Source organism: Corynebacterium sp. (assembly GCF_022712275.1).
Lineage (GTDB): Bacteria > Actinomycetota > Actinomycetes > Mycobacteriales > Mycobacteriaceae > Corynebacterium.
Genome location: NZ_JALAGU010000047.1, coordinates 35,200 through 55,877 on the forward strand (window position 1 = coordinate 35,200; position 20,678 = coordinate 55,877).

A 20,678-nucleotide genomic window follows, 5' to 3' on the forward strand; every position below is an offset into this window, starting at 1 on the left:
ACGACGCGGACATGGGGTGGGGAGCCCGGCAAAGGGGCGGGTGAGGGCGCGTCCTGGCGTCATACCTAGAACCCACCAGCCCCACGACTACCACCCCGATCACGGGTGCCTGCCAGCGACCTGCCAGCCCGCACGGGTAGCGTCGTATCAATGAAGAAGACTCTCACCGTTCTCGGTGTCATCGTGCTGGTCGTCATCCTCATTGTCGGCGTCGGTCAGTGGATGTCCCGCACTGATGATGGCCAGCCCGGTCCGACCACTACCGGTGCCTCGCCCACGCCCGGCACCGATGTCGACCAGCCGGACAGCTGCCCGGCCTACGAGGTCATCTCCGCGCCCGGTACCTGGGAGTCCAATGCCGACGATGACCCGGTCCACCCCACGGCCAACCCGAACTCGCTGCTCCTCGGTGTCACCAACCCGCTGCAGGAGGCCTACGGCGGAGACGCCACCGCCGACGGCGCGAACGGGGGAGTGAAGGTATGGACCCTCCCGTACGCGGCACAGTTCCGCAACATCAACGCCCTCGGCGAGATGAGCTACGACGATTCCCGCAACCAGGGCTACGACCGGATCGTGGAGGAAATGTCCGCCACCTACGCCGAGTGTCCCGGAACGCAGTTCATCCTCACCGGATTCAGCCAGGGCGCGGTCCTCACCGGTGATCTCGCCACCGAGATCGGCAACGGGAACGGGCCGGTCCCCGCCGCGAACGTCGCCGGCGTCTCCCTCATCGCCGACGGCCGCCGCGAAGACGGCAAGGGCACTCTCGTCGGCAGCCCGGATGTCCAGGGCATCGGTGCGGAGATCGCACTGAGCTCCGTGAACCTCCTGGTCCAGCCGATCGTCCCCGGTGCGACCATGCGTGGCCCCAGGCCGACGGGCTTCGGCGAACTCCAGGACCGCGTCAACCAGTTCTGCGACCCCGCCGACCTGGTGTGCAGTGCCCCGCGCGATATCGGCAACGCCGTCGCCCGCGCCAATGACCTCATCGCAGCCAACGGCGTCCACGCCCAGTACTCCACCAACGGCAATGTCGTCCCCGACGCGACCGTGCCCGAGTGGATCGTGAACTGGGCGAAGGACATTATCGACAGTTAGATCCGTTTTGTAGCGGTGTCCATAACAATTCAGCGCCGCGAACCGTTAAGGTTTCTGGGAGAAACTCGATCACTCCCCGCCCAGACAAGAACCACAGGAGACCACATGGACGTCAGCGCAGCGATGCAGCAGTTCTACGACGACAAGGGAAACATCAGAATCCCCGACCAGCTGACGCTCTCGGGCATGAACGAGATGCTCTTCGCACTGGCCGGCATGCAGGGCACCGCCGATGACGTGCTCTTCCGTTACCACGACTTCTCCTCCTCCCGTGAGGGTGAGGTCATTGAGTGGACCCGCGCCCAGGTCAACACGAAGATCAAGGCCGTCAGCGTCCGCCTGAAGCAGGTCACCACCCCCGGCGACCGCGTCGCCATCCTGGCCAACAACAGCCCCGAGTACCTCATCGGCTTCGTCGGCGCCCTCTACGCCGGTACCGTCCCCGTGCCGCTGTACGACCCCACCGAGCCGGGTCACGGTGCCCACCTCACCGCCGTTCTCTCATCCTCCACCCCGACCGTGGTGCTGACGAACAAGAACTCCGCGGCGGACGTGCGCAAGCACTTCTCCGACCTGCCCTCCGGTGAGCGTCCCCGCATCCTCACCGTCGACGCCCTCCCGGACTCGCTCGCCGAGGACTGGGAGAACCCGATGACGCTCTTCGCCGAGCACCCGGAGCTCGCCCCGAAGGCCGGGGACCCCGCCTTCCTGCAGTACACCTCCGGCTCCACCCGCGCCCCGGCCGGCGTGGTCCTCACCCACCGTAACGTCGTCACCAATGTGCTCCAGGTCTTCCAGGCCGGGCAGCTCCAGATGCCGATGCGCCTGGTCAACTGGCTGCCCTTCCACCACGACATGGGCATCATCCTGGCGTCCTTCTGTCTGATTCTCGGCATCCCGCAGGACATCATGAGCCCCCGCGACTTCATCCAGGACCCGGGCCGCTGGATCCGCCAGCTCTCCGAGAAGGGCACTGTCGGCGAGGACGCCGTCAACGTCTACGCCGCCGTGCCGAACTTCGCCCTGGAGCTCGCCGCCCGCTACGCGAACCCTGCCGAGCGTGAGGATCTCGCCGATGTCGACCTCAGCCACGTCGAGGGCGTCATCAACGGTGCCGAGGCCGTCAGCCTCCAGTCCATCGACCGCTTCCAGGATGTCTTCGGCCCCTACGGTTTCGTCCGCTCCGCCATGCGTCCCTCCTACGGCTTGGCCGAGGCGACCGTGTTCGTCTCCACCCCGCAGACCGAGAACCGCCCCCTGCTGCGCGTCTTCGACCGCGAGGAGCTCTCCGCCGGACGCATCGTCGAGCTGCCGGAGTCCGAGAGCGACTCCGACAAGGCCATGGCCATCGTCTCCGTCGGCGCCCCCGGCCCGAACGAGGCCGTCGTGGTCGTCGACCCGGAGACCGGTAAGGAACTACCGCTGGGCTCCGTCGGCGAGCTGTGGATCCACGGCAACAACGTCGCCGCCGGCTACCTCGACCGCGACGAGGAGACCGTCGAGACCTTCCGCAACGAGCTGCCGGAGGCCAACCGCCTCGACGACAGTGCCGCCGCCGGCCTCCCGGAGGACAACTGGCTGCGCACCGGCGACCTCGCCACCATCATCGACGGCGAGATCTACGTCACCGGCCGTATCAAGGACCTCGTCGTGATCGCCGGCCGCAACCACTACCCGCAGGACATCGAGGCCACCGCCCAGGAGGCCACCGACCAGATCCTCCGGGACGTCATCGCCGCCTTCGCGCTGGACACCGGCGCTGATGTCGAGGAACTCATCATCATCGCCGAGCGCGACCCGGAAGCCGACCCCGCCGGGGACGCCGACGCCGTCGCCGCGGTGCGCTCCGCCGTCACCTCGGTCCACGGCGTCCAGCCCACCGAGGTCCGCATCGTCGAGCAGGGCAGCATCCCGCGGTCCTCGGCCAACAAAATCGCCCGTCGCGTCGCCTCCAAGCTCTGGATTGAAGGCGTTTTCGCATAGCGTTCACAGCCCGCCACAGTTTCTGACCGGTATGCTGTACATCCGGCTGAATGTAGCGATCCAGCGGTCACCGTCGATATAACCTCGACGGTGGCCGCTTCCGATCGTTGCGTACCCCTACCGCCCCAGTCCGATCCGTTCGAATCACCGCCCAGAAAGGCGACGCTCCCGCTTTATGTCGACCACGCCTGCAAGTGCCCCCACCACCGTCCCGGAGATGCGTGCCTGGTTGCACGACTGGGTTGCCACGACCACCGGTCTGGACGCCGCGGAGATCACCGACGACCGCCTCATGGAGGAGTTCGGCCTCTCCAGCCGCGATGTCGTCGTGCTGTCCGGTGACCTCGAACGGCTCACCGGCATCAGCCTCGACGCCACCGTCGCCTACGAGCACAACACGATCGCCGATCTGGCGTCCTACGTGATCAACCAGGCAGGCGCCGGCATCACAGGTGCCGGGGAGTTCACCGTGGCGGCAGGCGCCGGGGCACTGGACCCGGAGGACCGGCAGGTCGCCGTGGTCGGCATGGCCGCCCGCTACCCGGGCGCGGAGTCCGTGCGTGACATGTGGACGCTGTTCGAGCAGGGACGCAGCGGGGTCGGCGAGCTGCCCGAGGGACGGTGGAGCGAGTTCGACGGCGACCCGGAGATGGTCCGCCGCATGAGCGAGGCCCAGCTCACCGGCGGCTACCTGCAGGACATCGCCTCCTTCGACAACGAGTTCTTCGGACTCTCCCCGGTCGAGGCCGCGAACATGGACCCCCAGCAGCGCATCCTGCTGCAGCTGACCTGGGAGGCCCTCGAGGACGCGCACATCCCGGCGAACACCCTGCGTGGTACCAGGACCGGCGTGTTCATGGGTACGTCGAACAACGACTACGGGATGCTCATAGCCGCCGACCCGACTGCGGCCCACCCCTACGCGCTGACCGGCAACTCGACCGCCGTCATCGCCAACCGTATCTCCTACGCCTTCGACTTCCGCGGCCCCTCGATCGCGGTCGACACTGCCTGCTCCTCCTCTCTCGTCGCGGTCCACGACGCCGTCGCCGCTCTGCGTGCCGGGGAGGCGTCCGTCGCCGTCGCCGGTGGCGTGAACATCCTCGCCAACCCCTTCGGAACCGTCGCCTTCTCCGAGCTGGGCGTGCTCAGCCCGACCGGCGGCATCCGCGCTTTCTCCGAGGACGCCGACGGCATCGTCCGCTCCGACGGGGCCGGCGTCCTCATCCTCAAGCGTCTGTCGGACGCCCGCCGTGACGGCGACGACATCCTCGGCGTCATCGCCGGCTCCGCCGTCAACCAGGACGGACGCTCCAACGGACTGACCGCCCCCAACCCCGAGGCGCAGGTCGACGTGCTCCGTCAGGCCTACTCGGACGCCCGCATCGATCCGGCCACCGTCGACTACGTCGAGGCCCACGGCACCGGCACGATCCTCGGTGACCCGATTGAGGCCGGTGCCCTGGGCCGCGTCCTCGGCGCCGGGCGTGACAACGCCGACCCGCTGCTGCTCGGCTCGGCGAAGACGAACTTCGGCCACACCGAAGCCGCCGCCGGTGTCGCCGGCATCATCAAGGTCGTCGAGTCCATGCGCCACGGCATGCTGCCGCAGTCGCTGAACTTCACCGGCCCGAACCCCTACATCGACTTCGACCGTGACCACCTGGAGGTCGTCGAGGACCCGCGCGAATGGCCCGAGTACTCCGGCCATGCCGTCGCCGGTGTCTCCGGCTTCGGCTTCGGCGGAACCAACGCCCACGTCGTGGTCGTCGACCCGGCCGGCGCCGCTGAGGCAGGGGAGAAGGACGCAGAGAAGGACGCCGCCCCCCTCCCGCTGTTCGACACGACGGCCGAGGGCATCCCGCAGCTGCTGCCGGTCTCCGGGCTGCTGCCCTCCCGCCGCCGCACCGCCGCCGGTGACGTCGCCGCCTGGCTGACCGGGAAAGGTGCGAAGGCGGACCTCGCCGCCACCGCCCGCACCCTGGGCCGCCGCAACCACGGCCGGTCCCGCGGCATCGTCCTCGCCCATGACACCGAGACCGCCGCCGCAGGTCTCGAACGTCTCGCCAACGGGAAGAAGGGCGCAGGCATCTGCGTGGCCGACAGCCCCGACCGGGAGGGCACGGTGTGGGTCTACTCCGGCTACGGCTCCCAGCACCGCAAGATGGGCAAGGAACTCTGCGCCCTCTCGCCGCGCTTCGCCGCCCGCGTCGCCGAGATCGCCGAGGTCATCCGCGCGGAGTCCGGCTGGGACCTCCTGACGCTCATCGACGATGACGCCCAGAACTTCGACCTCGAGTCCGCCCAGGTCGGCATCACCGCCATCCAGATCGCCCTCACCGACTTCATGAAGTCGCTGGGCGCGAAACCCGCCGCCGTCGTCGGCCAGTCCATGGGCGAGATCGCCGCAGCCTACGCCGTCGGTGGCCTGTCCATGGCGGACGCCGTGCGCATCGCCTGCCACCGCGCCCGTCTCATGGGCGAGGGTGAGCGGCTGCTACCCGAGGACAAGCTCGGTGCGATGGCCGTCATCGACCTCGGCGTCGAGGAACTCACGCAGTTCGAGGCCGACCACCCCGAGTTCGCCGCCGTCGAGCCGGCGGTCTACGCCGCGCCGGGCATGACCACCGTCGGTGGCCCCGCCGCCCAGGTGGACGCCCTGGTCGCCCACTTCGAGGAGGAGGGACGCTTCGCCCGCAAGATGCAGGTCAAGGGTGCCGGGCACACCAGCATGCTCGATCCGATCCTCGGTGAGCTGCATGCCGAGATCTGCACCGTCGAGGCACACCCGATCCACACGCCGCTGTACTCGACCGTCGACAAGGGTGTCGTCTACCGCCCCGGGGACGCCCCGCACGACGCAGACTACTTCGTGCGCTGCACCCGTCAGCCGGTGTGGTTCGAGGCCGCGACCGCCGCCCAGTTCGAGGCGGGTTTCCGCACCTTCGTGGAGTTCTCCCCGAACCCGGTGGCGCTGATGCCGATGATGAACACGGCCTTCGCGAACAATGCCGGTGATTCCTCGCTGATGTTCCTGCTCAAGCGCAAGGAGCCCAGCGCCGACACCCTGCTGGCCACCGTCTCCGAGCTCTACGTCCGTGGCGCCGACATCGACTTCGCCGAACTGTCCGACGTGCCCGGACTCTCCGGCGCGAAGCGCTACGCCGAGGTGCCGGGCGTGCACTGGAACCTGCACCGTCACTGGACCGGGGCCCGACCCGGGGGCGGCGCGGTCCGCGGCATGCCGGGTGCGAAGGTCTCCCTGCCGGACGGCCGGACCGCCTTCTCCGTGCCGGTCTCCGAGGTCACCTCGATCGCCGCACTGGCCGAGGCTGCGGTGTCTTCGGTGGTTGCCGGGGCGCAGGTCAGTGCCACCGAGACCTACGGTGCACTCACCGGCGGTGCCGGTGACGAGATCACCACGATCATCCAGCGCACCCTCGGCGGTCTGAACGTCCAGATCTACGCCGTCACCAACGACACCACAGGCGGGGCGTCCACCCTCGTCGGTGAGGCCTTCGCTCCGACCACCGGTGGGTCGGCTGCCGCAGCCGGCGCCGCTGCGGCCCCCACCGCATCCGCAGTGGAGACCACCTCCCCGGCCGCTGCCGCTTCCCAGCACGCGAACACCGGCGCCGCTGCCCACGCTCTGCCGACCGTGGACACGGACGCCGTGCGCTGGAACCCGGAGTCCGGTCAGTCCGTCGCCGACCGGCTGAAGGAGATCGTCTCCGAGTCCATGGGCTACGACGTCGACGACCTGCCCGGTGAGCTGCCGCTCATCGACCTCGGTCTCGACTCGCTGATGGGCATGCGCATCAAGAACCGGGTCGAGTACGACTTCGACCTGCCGCCGCTGAACGTCCAGGAACTGCGCGACGGGTCCGTGGACTCCGTCATCGCCATGGTCGAGGCGCAGGTCGCCGCGAAGGCCACCGGCGAGACTGCTGAGGCTGCCGAGGCTCCTGCTGAGAAGGCCGAAGCACCCGCCGAAGCGTCCTCGGAGGAGAAGGACGCCGAGCCCCAGGGTGTCGGCGTCGCCCCGCGTGATGCCGCCGAGCGCATGGTCTTCGGTACCTGGGCCTCACTCACCGGCGTCGCCCCGGCCGGAGTCACCAGCCCGCTGAACAGCATCGACGAGGCGACCGCCCGGAAGATCGCCGACCGGATCAACGAACGTTCCGGTTCGGAGATCACCGTCGCGCAGGTGCTGGAGGCGGACTCCGTCGAGCCGCTGTCCGACATCGCCCGAGAGTCACTGGAGACAGAGGTCGAGGGGAATATCCGCGTCCTTCGTGAGCGTCCTGAAGGATCCCGACGCCCCGCCGTGTTCATGTTCCACCCCGCCGGCGGCTCCTCGGTGGTATACGAACCGCTGACCCGTCGCATGCCCGCCGACGTGCCGGTCTACGGCGTCGAGCGTCTCGAAGGCACCCTCGACGAGCGGGCCGAGGCCTACGTCGCCGACATCACCCGGCTGGCCGACGGGCTGCCCGTCGTCCTCGGCGGCTGGAGCTTCGGTGGTGCCCTGGCCTACGAGGTCGCGCACCGACTGGAGAAGACCGACGTCACCGTCGGTCACCTGGAGCTGCTCGACCTGGTCCAGCCGCTGCACCCCGCCCCGGACACGAAGGAGGAGATGCATGCCCGCTGGGACCGCTACTCCGCCTTCGCCGCCAAGACCTACGGTATCGAGCTGCCCGTCCCGCACGACCTGCTCGAGGAGCAGGGCGAGGAGGCGCTCATCGGGATGATGACGATGTTCCTGCAGAACACCGACGCCTCCGAGCACGGCCTGGCCGCCGGTGTGCTGGAGCACCAGCGCGCCAGCTTCGTCGACACCCGCATCCTCAACACCCTCGACTTCCACCGTTGGGCGGATGTCACCGCGCCGGTGACGCTCTACAAGTCCGAGGGCATGCACGAGGGCGCGATCGAGCTGGAGCCGAGCTTCGCCGAGATCGCTCCCGACGGCGGCTGGGGCGGCATCGTCGACGACCTGGAGATCGTCCAGCTCGCCGGCGACCACCTCGGCGTCCCCGATGAGCCGGCGATCGGCATCGTCGGTGCCGGTATCGTCGAGCACCTCGACGAGATCACCGCCGCACTGGGCTAGCGTGGGAGACGTGAGTATGACTGAGAATTCAGCAGACAACACGGCAGAGACGCCGGCCGACCGCTACGCGCCCGGGTCCGGGCGCTCCACCGCGGAGAAGCTGGCGGACCTGCAGCGCCGCACCGAGGAGTCCCTCGACCCGGGCAGTGAACGCGCCCGGGCCAAGCGCGATGCAGCAGGTCACACCACCCCGCGTCAGCGTATCGACGAACTGCTGGACCCCGGCTCCTTCACTGAGATCGGGGCTCTGGCGCGGACCCCCGGTGACGACGAGGCGCCCTACGGCGACGGCGTCGTCACCGGCTACGGCCGGGTCAACGGGCGTCCCGTGGCGGTCTACTCCCACGACAAGACCGTCTTCGGCGGTTCAGTGGGCGAGACCTTCGGCAACAAGGTGTGCGAGGTCATGGACTTCGCGACCCGTATCGGGTGCCCGGTCGTCGGCATCAACGATTCCGGCGGAGCCCGCATCCAGGACGCCGTGATGAGTCTGGCGATGTACTCCGAGATCTCCCGGCGTCAGCTGCCGCTGTCCGGCCAGTCGCCGCAGATCTCCGTGCTGCTCGGCAATTGCGCCGGTGGTGCGGTGTACGCCCCGGCGACGACCGACTTCCTCGTCGGCGTCGAGGAGCAGACCACCATGTTCGTCACCGGCCCGGCGATCATCGAGTCCGTCACCGGTGAGAAGATCAACATGCAGGACCTCGGTGGTGCCCGGGTGCAGGCCGAGCGAGGCAATCTCAGCTACGTCGCGCCAGACGAGGCGGATGCCTTCGCCTACGTCCGTGACCTGCTCGACCATCTTCCGTCCTCGGCTTTCGAGCCGACGCCGAAGTTCTGGGCGGTGGGCGACGAGCCGAACGATGTCGATGCGGAGCTGCTCGACGTCGTCCCGGACGACCCGAACGCCGGTTACGACATGACCGACGTCCTCACCCGCATCTTCGATGACGAGCACTTCCTCGAGGTGCTGCCGGACTTCGGCCAGAACATCATCACCGGCTTCGCCCGTGTGGACGGCCGGTCGGTCGGTGTGGTCGCCAACCAGCCGATGCAGCTGGCGGGCTGCCTGGACGCGGACGCCGCGGACAAGGCCACCCGTTTCATCCGCATCTGCGACGCCTACAACGTGCCCCTGGTGTTCGTCGTGGACACACCCGGTTACCTCCCGGGTCTGGAGCAGGAGAAGGTCGGCCTGATCCACCGTGGTGCCAAGCTCGGCTTCGCGATGGTGGAGTCGACCGTGCCGAAGGTGACCGTGGTGATCCGCAAGGCTTTCGGCGGTGGCTACGCGGTGATGGGGTCGAAGAACCTCGGCGCCGACATGAACTTCGCCTGGCCGACCGCACAGATCGCCGTGATGGGCGCCGAAGGTGCCGCGGTGATGATCCAGGGACGCCAGCTCGCCGCCCTGCCGGAGGAGCAGCGTCCGGCGGCGAAGAAGATGTTCATGGACTTCTACAACGCCAACATGACCAGCCCCTACGTGGCGGCGGAGCGTGGCTACGTGGACGCCATCATCGACCCGGCCGAGACCCGGCTCAGGATCCGTCAGTCGCTGCGGATGCTGGCGAACAAGCAGGTGCCCGAGGTGCCCAAGAAGCACACCATCATGCCGTTGTAGTCATTGCGGCAATGAGGGCCACCTGTCGATTCGGGGGAGGCCACCCGGTCTGATTCAGGGGTGGCCAGGTGGCTCTTTACGCTGGTGGCTCCGAAGCATTCCACTCAGTGGGAACAGCGGGCAGCGCGAGGTAGGGGATGGCGGTTACTGTGAGCGGCGGATGTGACTATCCGCCGTGTACACCTCTCACGATCCGCACACCTCAACTTTCTCCCCTACCTCGTAAGGACGGTTCACCACATGTCTCGTTCCACCCTTTCCTCCCGTTTCACCCGTCGTGCCGGTGCCGCCGCGCTGTCGGTGGCCACCGCTGCCGCACTCGCTGTCCCGGCCGCCACCGCTGATGAGGCGGACGCCTCCGGCTCCGCGCTGCCCTCCTCCGAGTCCACCGACACCGACTCCGAGGGCTCCGCCGACCCGTCCTCCGGCTCCTCCGAGGAGACCCCGGGCGACGACACCGACGCCCCGGAGACTCCCGAGACTCCCGAGGCTGAGGGCTCCGACGGCGCCGACGTCATCAGCTCGCTCGCCGAGACCGACTGGGTGACTCTCTTCAAGGTCCTCGCGGCCTTCTCCAGCGGCACCGTCTCCAGCTCTACCCTGGCGGACGCCGCACAGCTCTCCGCTGACTCCGGCATCGAGCTGGACGACGTCATCGGTTCTGTCTCCGACGCCGTTGCCGGCAGCTCCGATGAGGGCGACGACACCGGTTCCCCGGAAGCTCCCGAGACCCCGGAGACCCCCGCCGAGTAAGAACGGCCCCAACCGCCTTCTGCTTGGACGAAGCCCGGCACCCCTCCTGGGAGGGGGTGCCGGGCTTCGTTCCGTTCACAGGCGTACAGGCTCGCGTCCTGGAACCCCACATGTACGGAAGTAGCGCCGAGGAGTCGGCTCTGCGCCCTCCGAGCGACCTCCCGGCACTACTTCCGGACAGCTGGGGCTGGGGCGGAACCGGGACAACTGAGACAGAGGCAGCGTCATGTGACTGATACCGACCTCGCACACGGAGAAGCCCGGCACCCTCATGACTGAGGATGCCGGGCTCACCGGCGCCGGGGAAGGGAAGAATCAGTCCCGGATCGCGTGGTAGGGACCGGAGTCCTTCCACTCATGGATTTCTGTGGTCGGGGCTTCGAGCTTGTCAGCCATGACCAGGTAGGTGTCCATGCGTCCGTTGAGGATGCGGGTCTTCTCGGACAGCAGATCCGGCAGACCCAGACCGATCTTCGAGAGCTCCGCCATGATCTGTTCCGGTGCCCAGTCCGCGTCAATGGTGATCGGGATCTGGGTGTTCTGCCCCATCAACTCCAGGGTCATCGTCACCTTCTTGACGAAGATGTGGAAGTTGCCGGACAGGGTGGTCGTGCCGCCCCGGGTGTCCTGCATCAGATCGGTACCACCCGCTGCATTCGGGAACTGCACCTTCAGGTTGCCCAGGACCGTCTCGTCAGAGTCGATCCGCATCGCCTGCTTCGGCCCCTGCAGGGTGTCGATGGTCACGAAGGACATCTTCATGTTCGGGGTCATCGCGGTGGTGTCCGCCTGGATGACGAACGGGGAGCCGGTCGGAGTCCCCATCCCGGGGACGGGCTCCGGGGGAGCGACATTCAGGCCGGGGATCTCGACGCCGAGGGCATCCAGACCACCGTCGATCTGGTCCTGGAGGTCATTGCCGTCCAGAGACGGGAGCTGCGGGGTCGGGATCTCCGGCAGCGACGGCAGGCGGGGGGTGTTGTTGCTCTGGTCCTCGCCGTCGCCCTCGTCGCCGGTGCCGTTGTCACCACCGGGCAGGCCCGGGATCGTCGGCAGCTGGAGATCCGGCAGTGCCGGCAGCTGGGCGTTGGCGTCGGGAGTGCTGGAACCCAGACCGACGGTCAGGGCAGCGACGACAGCGGCGACAGCGGCACCGGCACCACCGGCGGCCTTGGCCTGTTTCTTCGCCTTCTTCTTGTCCTTCTTGGACTGCTTCTCGGCCTTCGCGTCCTCCTTGGACTGGGGGACCCACGCCAGAGCGAGAGCGCCACCGATCACGGCGAGGAGGGTACCGATGAAGAAACCGCCGAGGTTGGACTGCGGCAGGGCGACGATACCGAGGATCATCGCGGCCACGCCGGTGAGGATGCGCCCTTCGCCACGGAACCAGGTCATCAGCCCGCAGACGATGAGCAGGATGCCGATGACCAGTGTCGAGACGCCACCGATGGTGGAGACCTGGATCTGGATGTTCGAGACGCTGAGGGCGAGGTACGCCGGGGTGAGGATCCACGCTCCGGAGATGATCATGAGGAGACCGGCGGCGAAAGCGCGCTGCCTACGCCAACGGGTGAACCGGCGGTTCCCCTTCTCGAGTTTCTCTGACCGGGACTCTCCGGTGGAGTCCTTCGCCGGGTCCTCAGCACCGTTCACGGGCGCGTTGGCGTCCGTCGGGGTGTCGGGGGTGGAGGCGTCGGACATCAGCAGTCGGCCTTGTCCGCATCGACGACGGACACCTGGGAACCGGCGGCGGTGAGCTCGTCGGCAGCGATCGAGGTGGCCTTGATCTTCTGGTCGAAGGCGTGGATCGTGTCGGCGGCGATACCCCACTGGCCGGCGCCGGCACTGTCGTCGAGCTGGGAGGCGTCCACACCGATCTGCGGGTTGGTGAGGGTCATGCCACCGTTGAGGCCGGGGGCACCGATGACGAGATTGTCGGCGCTGAAGTTCTGGCCCGGGACCTTCATCTGGAACTTCTTCTCACCGAGGCCCGGGAGCTTGATCGGGGCGGCCATGCACAGGTCGGTGACCTTGGCCTTGTTGAATTTCAGCTTCGCGACGGCGACGTCGCCGCCCTCGAGCTTGTCGTTGCCGACGAAGATGGCGACACCTTCACCGTCGAGGCCGGTGACAGTCTGTGAGAAGATGGTGTTGGACAGTGCCAGGTTGGCGGAGATACCGCCTTGGGCGACGGCGACGCCCATGCCGCCGGTGGCCAGGAGTCCGACGGCGAGAATGCCGGCGAAGCGCTTGCCCTTGATATGTCCCATTGTGTTTCCTCCGTAGACGCCCCGTCGGCGTCCGTCAGTATGGTGTCGGCGGTCAGTCCGCCTCGTCCTGTCCGGATCATCCTAGCGCTCCGCAACGTTTTTCTTGCGCAATGTGGATATTTTCCCCGTAACTATCGGCGGACGGTGCGCTGACCTGCCCGGATCGTGAGCATCAGTGCGAGGATCTGTATCCCCGTCAACGCCAGAACCAGGGGAATCCATCCCAGGTCGAAGACATGGCCGAGACTCCAGCCCAGGATCGACGACCCAAGGTAGTAGCTCATCACGTAGGTGGAGGACGCTTCGGCCCGGTCACCCTCTGCCCGTGCCCCGACCAGCGAGGACGCTGTGGAGTGGGCGGCAAAGAAGCTCGCGGTGAAGATCAGGACGCCGACGACGGTGACCCACAGGTTCGGGACCAGGGCGATGAGCAGTCCGACCACCGAGAGGAAGGATGCCCCGGTGAGTACCTGTCCAGACCCGTATTTCGTCGCCAGCGCCCCGGCCCGTGCCGACGACCAGGTGCCGGAGAGGTACAGCAGGAACACCATCCCGGCCCACAGTTCCGAGAGCCCGAACCGGTCGGTGAGGCGGAACCCGAGGTAGTTGTACAGCGAGACGAAGACTCCCATGAGAAGGAACGGCAGGATGAACAGCGGTACCAGTCGGGGGTTGCTCCAGTGCCGGCGGAAAGCGTTGATCTCGTGACGCAGGGTGATCTTCTTCGGGGTGAAGTTGCGCTGTGCGGGCAGGGCCCAGGCGCACACGACGGCGAGCAGGAAGGCAACGGCCGCGCCGGCAAGTGTCGCGCCACGCCAGTCGGTGATCTCCAGGAACCAGGAGGGGATGAGGCGTCCGAGCAGGCCGCCGAGGGTGGTGCCGGCAATGTAGAGGCCCATCACGCGGCCCAGGTGGTTGGGGTGGATCTCCTCGGCGAGGAAGGTCATCGTCACGGCCGGTACCCCGGCCACGGCGATGCCCTGCAGGGCACGCAGAGCGATCAGGGATCCGATACCGGGAGCCAGGCAGAGCACCAGGCTGAGCACGGTGGCGGCGAGGACGGAGACCTGGAGGACGCGGCGGCGTCCCACCCGTTCGGAGATGATGCTCACCGGCACGACGGCGACGGCGAGCAGTCCGGTCGTCGCCGAGACGGTCAGCGCGGCGGTGGTGGGGGAGACGTGCAGATTCTCGCTGATCGAGGGCAGCAGTGCCTGGGTGAGGTACATGGCGTTGAAGGACGCCAGGCCGGCCGTCGCTGCGGCGACCATGACGCGCCGGTAGCCGGGGTCGCCGGGGGAGAGTCCTGTCTCAGTCATGGATCCCATGGTGCACCGCGGGTTTTCCTCCACAAAATGCAACAGACACAGGATACTGTCCCGTTATGCGCATTGATGATCTGGGATGGTTCCTCGACCTCGTGGAGACCGAGAGTATGGCGGACACCGCCGCGGCCACCGGCCTGAGCCAGTCCTCCCTGTCCCGTCGGCTCGCCGGACTGGAGGCCGAGGTCGGTACCGGCCTCTTCGACCGGCGGGGACGCACCCTCGTGCTCAACCACCGGGGCGAGATCCTTGCGGCGGCCGCGCGGCGCACCCGCGACACCTGGTGGGACGGTGTCGAGGAGGTCCGCCGGGCCGTCGACCCGGAACGAGGCACCGTCCGTCTGGCATTCATGCACTCGCTGGGCACCTGGATGGTCCCCGACCTGCTGCGGTCCTGGCGTGCGGAGCATCCCACGGTCCGCTTCGAGCTGGTCCAGGGCGCGGCCCGCGAGCTCATCGACCGCGTGGTGGAAGGTGCGTCCGACCTCGCACTCGTCGGTCCGGAGCCGGTCGGTCAGATCCGCGCCGGTCAGGTGCGGTGGCAGGAACTGGCCCAGCAGGGCCTCGGACTGGCGGTCCCGGAGGGCCATCCGTTGTCGGTGGACACGGCGGGGCGACCCCGTACCACCATCGCCCTGGGCGAGGCGCGGGACGAGCGCTTCATCGCGATGCTGGAGGGCTTCGGCACCCGGATGATCCTCGACCAGCTCAGTGAGGACGCCGGCTTCCGCCCTACCCTGGTCTTCGAGTCGATGGAGCTGACTACGGTGGCGGGACTCGTCTCGGCAGGGCTGGGTGTGGCCCTGCTGCCGCTGGACGACCCCAACCTGCAGTTGCCCGAGATGCAGGTTATTCCGCTGGACACCGGCCGACGTCGCGAACTCGGTGTCGTGTGGTCAGCGCACGGTACACCGGCCCCACCGGTTGCGGCGTTCCTGGATTTCGTGGTGGGTGGTGTGACCGGTGGGGTCAGTGCCGGGCGGTGACCCGGGATATCACGACGCGCCACCCGATGAGCAGCACGATGAGCATCACCGCGGCGACGATCATGAAGGACCAGTGCGGGATCTCCGAATGGCGCAGCGCCCAGAAGAGCATGCCGACAACCCAGGTGACCCCGACGATGACCCAGCCGGAACCGGGGGCCGGATGGATGCGTCCCGCAACGAGAAGGCCCCAGACCAGGGCTACGCCGATGAGGAAGGGCCAGGTCGTGTCGAGCCAGCCGGTGAAGGACAGCGGCAGGTCATCGGAGTTGTGCGCGATCCGGGCCAGGAGAGCGAAGACCAGGACGGCGATCACGTCGGCGATGATGGCGTTGCGGGTGCTGAGCCCTGCCGTGGCGGAGGTCGGACCGACGGGCTCGGTGGTGCTTCCGGCGTCTCTGTTGGACATGCCGACAGTCTAGTTCGACGGAGGCCGGGCCGTGTCCTTACCGTCTGCACCGGGGGAGTCGCTCTCACCCCGCGCCGCCGTCCCGCTGGCGATCTGGCGCAGCGTGGGGGAGTGCTGGGTATCCACCGAGTCACGGACGAAGTTCCAGAGGAACACCAGCCAACCGATGATCGCCAGGCCGAGGAAGCTGATCATGCGGAAGACGATCACCGCTGCCAGAGCCTTCGCCGAGCCCATCTGTGCCGCACCGACGAGCATGCCCACCAGGGCGGCGTCCACCGGTCCCAGACCACCGGGGGTGATCTGGGCCTGGCCGACGAGCTTCGCGGTGATGAACGCGAGCACCACGCCGGCGATGGACGGGGTCGCACCGACCGCGTGGACGCAGAACAGCAGGCACAGGATCTCGGTGACCCAGTTGAGCAGCGACAGGATGACCGACCACAGCAGTTTCGTGGGGGGAAGCTCCACGGCGCTGAGCTGGTCGGAGAAGCCACGGATCTTGTCGTGCCAGCGGCCCTCCGGCGCCTTGCGCTTCCGGTTGAACCAGGTCAGGACGCGCAACAGGCCGGACTCGACCTTCTGCGGATGCTTCGCGACCCAGTTCATGCCCCAGGCGAGCAGGCACAGGATGACCAGGGTGAAGGCCATGGAGTACGGGTGGACGTCGGCGCTGAGGAAGAACATCGCGCCGAAGCCGAGGATCGCCATGCCTGCGCCGGCCAGCGCGCCGGACAGCACCATGTACCAGCTGGCGATGACCGGGGTGGCACCCCATTTGAGCTGTTCACGGAAGATCATCGCCGCCGAGATCGCCGGGCCACCGGGGAAGGTCGCCGACCAGGCGTTCGCCGAGAGCCCGAGGGCGTTGGCGGTCGTGCGCTTCACCTTCACGCCGGCAGACCGGAGCAGGACGACCATCACCTCGGCCTGGGCGATCATGGCCAGGGCCATCGCCACGCAGGCGGCGACGACGTACCAGTTGTTCGCCTTCTTGATGGCCTCCCAGCCGTCGTAGAAGAGGTGGTAGTGGCCGCGGGCGGCGAAGGCGATGATGACGAGAAGTGCGAGTGTCAACAGTGCGCGGACACGGAAGTCCTTCATGAACAGCCTGAGGCGCTTCCAGCTGGAGGTCTCCCGGACGATGATGCCGTGTGAGTCCTCCAGGTGATCCGGCGTCTCTTCAGCGGCCACAGGGTCAGCCCTTCCTGTCGTTGCGTCGGTCGCGTTCCAGCCGGGCCATGAGCTCGGCGAAGGGGACGGGGCCGTCCTCGTGGGCGCCGGACTCGTGGACCTCTGACGCGGAGGGTGCCGGGTCTGCGTCACCGTTTCCGGCATCCGTCGCCACGGAGACGGCAGAAGTGTGACGCAAACTCCGCTCGGAGCCCTCGCCAGCGGACTGCCGGTTGTCCGCTGCGTCGAACTCCGGGGCGGTCGAGGCGTCCACCCCCTCGAGCCGCTCATTGTGCCCGATCTTCTCCGAGATCCGGGTGACCCACGCCGGAGCCCACCAGCAGTCCTCGCGCAGCAGCGCCATCAGGGCGGGCACCAGCAGCATACGGATGATCGTGGCGTCGATGACCAGGGCAGCGATCATGCCGAAGGCGATGTACTTCATCATCACGATCGACGAGAACCCGAACGCGCCGCAGACCACGATCATGATCGCGGCCGCGGCGGTGATGATCCCGCCGGTCGTCGCCGTGCCGAAGCGGATCGCCTCCTTCGTCGTCGCCCCGTGGGCTCTGGCCTCCACCATTCTCGAGACCAGGAAGACCTCGTAGTCCGTGGACAGTCCGTAGATGATCGCCACGATGAGGACCAGCACCGGACTCATCAGCGGACCCGGCGAGAAGTTGAACAGGTCCGCACCGAAGCCGTCGACGAACATCCAGGTGAGGATGCCGAGGGTGGCACCGGTGCCGAGCAGATTCATGATCACGGCCTTCGCCGGCAGGATCACCGAACCGAAGACCAGAGACAGCAGGATGAAGGTCGCGACGATGATGTACAGCAGCATCCACGGCAGCTTGTCGAACAGTGCGTCGATCGACTCGACCTCCATCGCCGGAGTGCCGGCGACCAGCACCTCCGCCCCGTCGACGGAGATGTCGCGCAGCTCGTTGACGATGCGGTCATTGTCGTCCCGGTCGGCGATACCGGCGGAGAGCACCGTCACCCCGTCCTTCGTGGGCTGGGTGACCTGGAACTGGCCGGTGAGCCCCTCGACCGCGTTGGCCTGCTGATACACCTGGCCGACCGCGGAGGCACCGTCGTCCTGCCGGATGACGAGCTTGACCGGGTCGGTGCGCAGCTCGGGGAAGTTCCCGTCGAAGTGGTTCTGGGCGACGCGGGTGGTGTCGTCCGGCGGCAGGAAGGTCTCGTTGATGCCGCCGAACTTCACCCCGCCCAGTGGGATGGTCAGCAGCAGCAGGACGCCCACCAGGCCCACGGTGAGGACCTTGGCGTGCCGCATCGCGAACGCGGGGACGCGTCCCCACCAGGAGTTGACCGTGTCCTCCTTCGTCCGGCCACGGCGGAACAGTGTCCACTTGTCGATGTTCTGGCCGAGCAGTGCGAAGACACTCGGCAGCACGATCACGCTGAGCAGGGCGGCCAGTCCGACCGCGGAGATCGCGCCGTAGGCCACGGACTTCAGGAAGGCCTGCGGGAACAGCAGCAGACTCGACAGGGCCACGGCCACCATCAGGGCGGAGAAGACCACCGTCTTTCCGGCGGACGCGGTGGTGTTGCGCACCGCCGTGCGGACGTCGCGTCCTTCGGCTAGTTCCTCCCGGTAGCGGGAGACCATGAACAGGCCGTAGTCGATCGCCAGGCCCAGACCCAGCAGCGTCACCACCGACTGGGCGAAGGTGTTGACCATGGTGATGTCGGCGAGCAGGGAGAGCACACCCATCGACCCGAGGATCGACAGCACACCGACGAGCAGCGGCATACAGGCCGCGACGACCGAACCGAAGACGAGGATGAGCAGCAGGGCGACCGCCGGCAGGCCGATGACCTCGGCGCGGGCGATGTCGTCGCTCATACCGGTGTCGAGGGCGCCGGAGACAGCCGTGGCACCGGCGACCTCCACGGTCGCCCCGGGCACCTCGATGGAGTGCAGGGCGTCCTCGATCTCCCGGTAGTTCTTCAGGACCTCGTCCTCGACGCCCTGCAGAGACACCGAGGCGAAGGCGGCGGAGCCGTCGTCGGTGATCAGCTGGGCCTGCTGGCTGTCGAAGTAGCTGAGGGTCTGGCGGACCTGGTCCGGGTGGGACGAGGAGATCGCGTTGAGCTGGCGGGTGAAGTCGGTGCGCACCTCCTCCGAGCTGAGGTCGACGTCCGGGTTGTCCCGGGTGACCAGCAGGATGACGTCGCCGGAGGCGTCGCGTCCGAAGACGTCCTGCTCGATCTGGGCGGCGCGGGTGGACTCACTGTGCGGGTCGTCCCAGCCCTCGGAACTCATCCGGTCACCGAGCTTCGTCCCGAGCAGCAGGTACAGCAGCGCGATCACCGCGACGACGATGACCGGAACCACCCGCCGCCAGCGGTAGGCGGCGTCTCCCCATCTGGTGAACATCGTGGAATCCTTTCGCGAAAGTCCGTAAGTGGCCGGAGAAGATCAGCCGAGCAGGGTGCTGAGGGAACGGAAGGGCTGGAGCCAGGCACCGCCGTCAGGCAGGGTGTCGAGACTGATCCGCGGCAGCGGCTCACGGAAGACACCCTCGATGTCCTCCAGGTCCACGAACTCGAGGACGGGGTTGTCGACCGCCCAGTGGGCGTGCTCCCGGAAACCGAGGACGGTCACCGGGATCTCGTCGGCGAGCTCTTCGAGCAGGTCGCGGAAGTTGCGGCCGTCGGCGCTGGCTACGACGAGCCCGTCGAGGACGCCCTCGGCGTGGCGACGCCGGATGTGGTCCAGCATGTCCGGGTCGACATCGGAATCGTCACTGGTCTTCGGTTTGGCGAAGACGGCGAAACCGACATTGCGCAGGGCGTCGACCCAGCCGCGGACCTGGTCGGCGGAGCCGGGGGCGATGTTGGTGAACACCGTCGCCTCGGGTTCGGGGGCGAGAGCCTCGTCATCATCGCCACGGAACTCCTCGGCGATGTCGGTGGCCAGGCCGATGAGCCAACGGCCCACCGCGTCGAACCGGGGCCGGTGGGCGGCGGTCGGCCGGGATCCCAGGAGCGAACCGAGGCCCATGTCGATGTTCGGGGCGTCCCACACGAGCAGGACGACCGGACGGCGCTCCGGTGCCTCCGAGTAGGAGAAGGTGGCACCCATCAGCGTCGCCGCCAGAGGTACTCGCGGATGACATGTTCCTTGTCGAGGCCCTTGCCCTCGAACTTGGTGATGATCTGCCGGTCGGTGAGCACCGGGACCGTCTCGTCGCGATCATCCGGCCAGCCCAGGTACTCGAGGTCGTCCTCGGCGTTGACCAGTTCGTCGATCCATGCGGCGTAGTCGGCGTGGTCGGTGGCGACGTGCAGGATCCCGCCGGGCTTCAGTCGCGAGGCGATGAGGTGCAGCGTGCCGGTCTGGATTATCCGGCGCTTGTGATGGCGGGCCTTGGGCCACGGGTCCGGGAAGAACACGCGCACCCCGGCGAGGCTGCCGGGGGCGAACATGCGCTGCAGGACCTCCACGCCGTCACCCTTGACCATGCGGACGTTGGTGATGTCGCCGCGGACGACCGAACCGAGCAGCTTCGCCAGCCCGGGGCGGTAGATCTCCACGGCGACGATGTTGTGGTCTGTCTCCAGCGGGGCCATTGCCGCGGTGGAGGTGCCGGTGCCGGAACCGATCTCGACGATCGTGTCGTGGCCGGTGCGGCCGAACCAGTCATCGAGGTCGATGACCTGGTCGTCGGCGGTGACTGGATTCTCGTCGAGGACGCGGCCGAGGTGGGGCCAGTTCTCGTCCCAGGTGTTCTCCTGGTTGTCGGTGAGGGTGCCGCGACGGAAGCTGAAACTACCCAGTCGCGGATAATCGCGACCGTCGTTAAACTCGGTCTGGAGCGGCCGACCGCGGTGGGCGGCTCGGGAGGAATCCGGTTCCTGCGGGGACTCCGGGGAATTTTCAGTAATAGACATCCCTGTCATTG

Annotated in this window: 14 protein-coding genes; 6 read left to right on the forward strand and 8 right to left on the reverse strand. The window is 67.7% G+C overall.

Translation table 11 applies throughout. The annotated features are described in order from the left end of the window. Positions 1 to 150: 150 nt before the first annotated feature. The 5 genes from Q0A27_RS10940 (at position 151) to Q0A27_RS10960 (ending at position 10,577) form a co-directional block, all read left to right on the forward strand. The gene (locus Q0A27_RS10940) at positions 151 to 1,101 is read left to right on the forward strand and encodes a cutinase family protein (RefSeq protein ID WP_291475423.1); all 951 of its coding nucleotides are present in this window, start codon (positions 151 to 153) and stop codon (positions 1,099 to 1,101) included. Positions 1,102 to 1,206: 105 nt separating this feature from the next. Further along, the gene (locus Q0A27_RS10945) at positions 1,207 to 3,084 is read left to right on the forward strand and encodes a FadD32-like long-chain-fatty-acid--AMP ligase (RefSeq protein WP_291475424.1); all 1,878 of its coding nucleotides are present in this window, start codon (positions 1,207 to 1,209) and stop codon (positions 3,082 to 3,084) included. Positions 3,085 to 3,259: 175 nt separating this feature from the next. After that, entirely contained in the window at positions 3,260 to 8,200 is a 4,941-nt protein-coding gene (gene pks13, locus Q0A27_RS10950; protein ID WP_291475426.1) for a polyketide synthase Pks13, read from the forward strand. A gap of 16 nt (positions 8,201 to 8,216) precedes the next feature. Further along, entirely contained in the window at positions 8,217 to 9,824 is a 1,608-nt protein-coding gene (locus tag Q0A27_RS10955) for an acyl-CoA carboxylase subunit beta (RefSeq protein WP_291475428.1), read from the forward strand. A 240-nt stretch (positions 9,825 to 10,064) separates the two neighbouring features. Continuing rightward, a complete protein-coding gene (locus Q0A27_RS10960; RefSeq protein WP_291475430.1) occupies positions 10,065 to 10,577 on the forward strand; it encodes a hypothetical protein in 513 nt (170 codons plus the stop codon). 315 nt (positions 10,578 to 10,892) lie between these two features. Here Q0A27_RS10960 and Q0A27_RS10965 read toward each other — a convergent pair whose 3' ends face one another. From Q0A27_RS10965 to Q0A27_RS10975, 3 genes are all read right to left on the reverse strand, one after another. Further along, positions 10,893 to 12,278 carry a DUF6114 domain-containing protein gene (locus tag Q0A27_RS10965; RefSeq protein ID WP_291475432.1) on the reverse strand — a complete coding sequence of 462 codons (1,386 nt, stop codon included), beginning with the start codon at positions 12,276 to 12,278 and terminating at the stop codon, positions 10,893 to 10,895. After that, complete coding sequence (locus Q0A27_RS10970; protein ID WP_291475434.1) at positions 12,278 to 12,847, reverse strand: DUF6230 family protein; 570 nt, start codon at positions 12,845 to 12,847, stop codon at positions 12,278 to 12,280. The genes Q0A27_RS10965 and Q0A27_RS10970 overlap by 1 nt, the downstream gene beginning before the upstream one ends. Positions 12,848 to 12,978: 131 nt before the next feature. Beyond that, entirely contained in the window at positions 12,979 to 14,166 is a 1,188-nt protein-coding gene (locus Q0A27_RS10975; protein WP_367273323.1) for an MFS transporter, read from the reverse strand. A gap of 65 nt (positions 14,167 to 14,231) precedes the next feature. Between Q0A27_RS10975 and Q0A27_RS10980 the strand changes: the two genes are divergently transcribed. Beyond that, positions 14,232 to 15,158 carry a LysR family transcriptional regulator gene (locus Q0A27_RS10980; RefSeq protein ID WP_291475438.1) on the forward strand — a complete coding sequence of 309 codons (927 nt, stop codon included), beginning with the start codon at positions 14,232 to 14,234 and terminating at the stop codon, positions 15,156 to 15,158. On the opposite strand, the gene Q0A27_RS10985 is transcribed toward Q0A27_RS10980, so the two are convergent. The 5 genes from Q0A27_RS10985 to trmB all read right to left on the reverse strand — a co-directional run bounded on the left by Q0A27_RS10985 (position 15,142) and on the right by trmB (position 20,676). Beyond that, entirely contained in the window at positions 15,142 to 15,567 is a 426-nt protein-coding gene (locus Q0A27_RS10985; RefSeq protein ID WP_291475440.1) for a DUF3054 domain-containing protein, read from the reverse strand. The two genes, Q0A27_RS10980 and Q0A27_RS10985, sit on opposite strands and share 17 nt — an antisense overlap. A gap of 9 nt (positions 15,568 to 15,576) precedes the next feature. Beyond that, a complete protein-coding gene (locus Q0A27_RS10990) occupies positions 15,577 to 16,671 on the reverse strand; it encodes a YbhN family protein (RefSeq protein ID WP_291475513.1) in 1,095 nt (364 codons plus the stop codon). 94 nt (positions 16,672 to 16,765) lie between these two features. Further along, the gene (locus Q0A27_RS10995; RefSeq protein ID WP_291475441.1) at positions 16,766 to 19,150 is read right to left on the reverse strand and encodes an MMPL family transporter; all 2,385 of its coding nucleotides are present in this window, start codon (positions 19,148 to 19,150) and stop codon (positions 16,766 to 16,768) included. Between the two features lie 42 nt (positions 19,151 to 19,192). After that, entirely contained in the window at positions 19,193 to 19,858 is a 666-nt protein-coding gene (locus Q0A27_RS11000) for an NYN domain-containing protein (RefSeq protein WP_291475443.1), read from the reverse strand. Continuing rightward, positions 19,858 to 20,676, reverse strand: a complete 819-nt coding sequence (gene trmB, locus Q0A27_RS11005; protein WP_291475445.1) for a tRNA (guanosine(46)-N7)-methyltransferase TrmB — start codon at positions 20,674 to 20,676, stop codon at positions 19,858 to 19,860. Before trmB ends, Q0A27_RS11000 begins: the two co-directional genes overlap by 1 nt. Positions 20,677 to 20,678 lie beyond the last annotated feature (2 nt).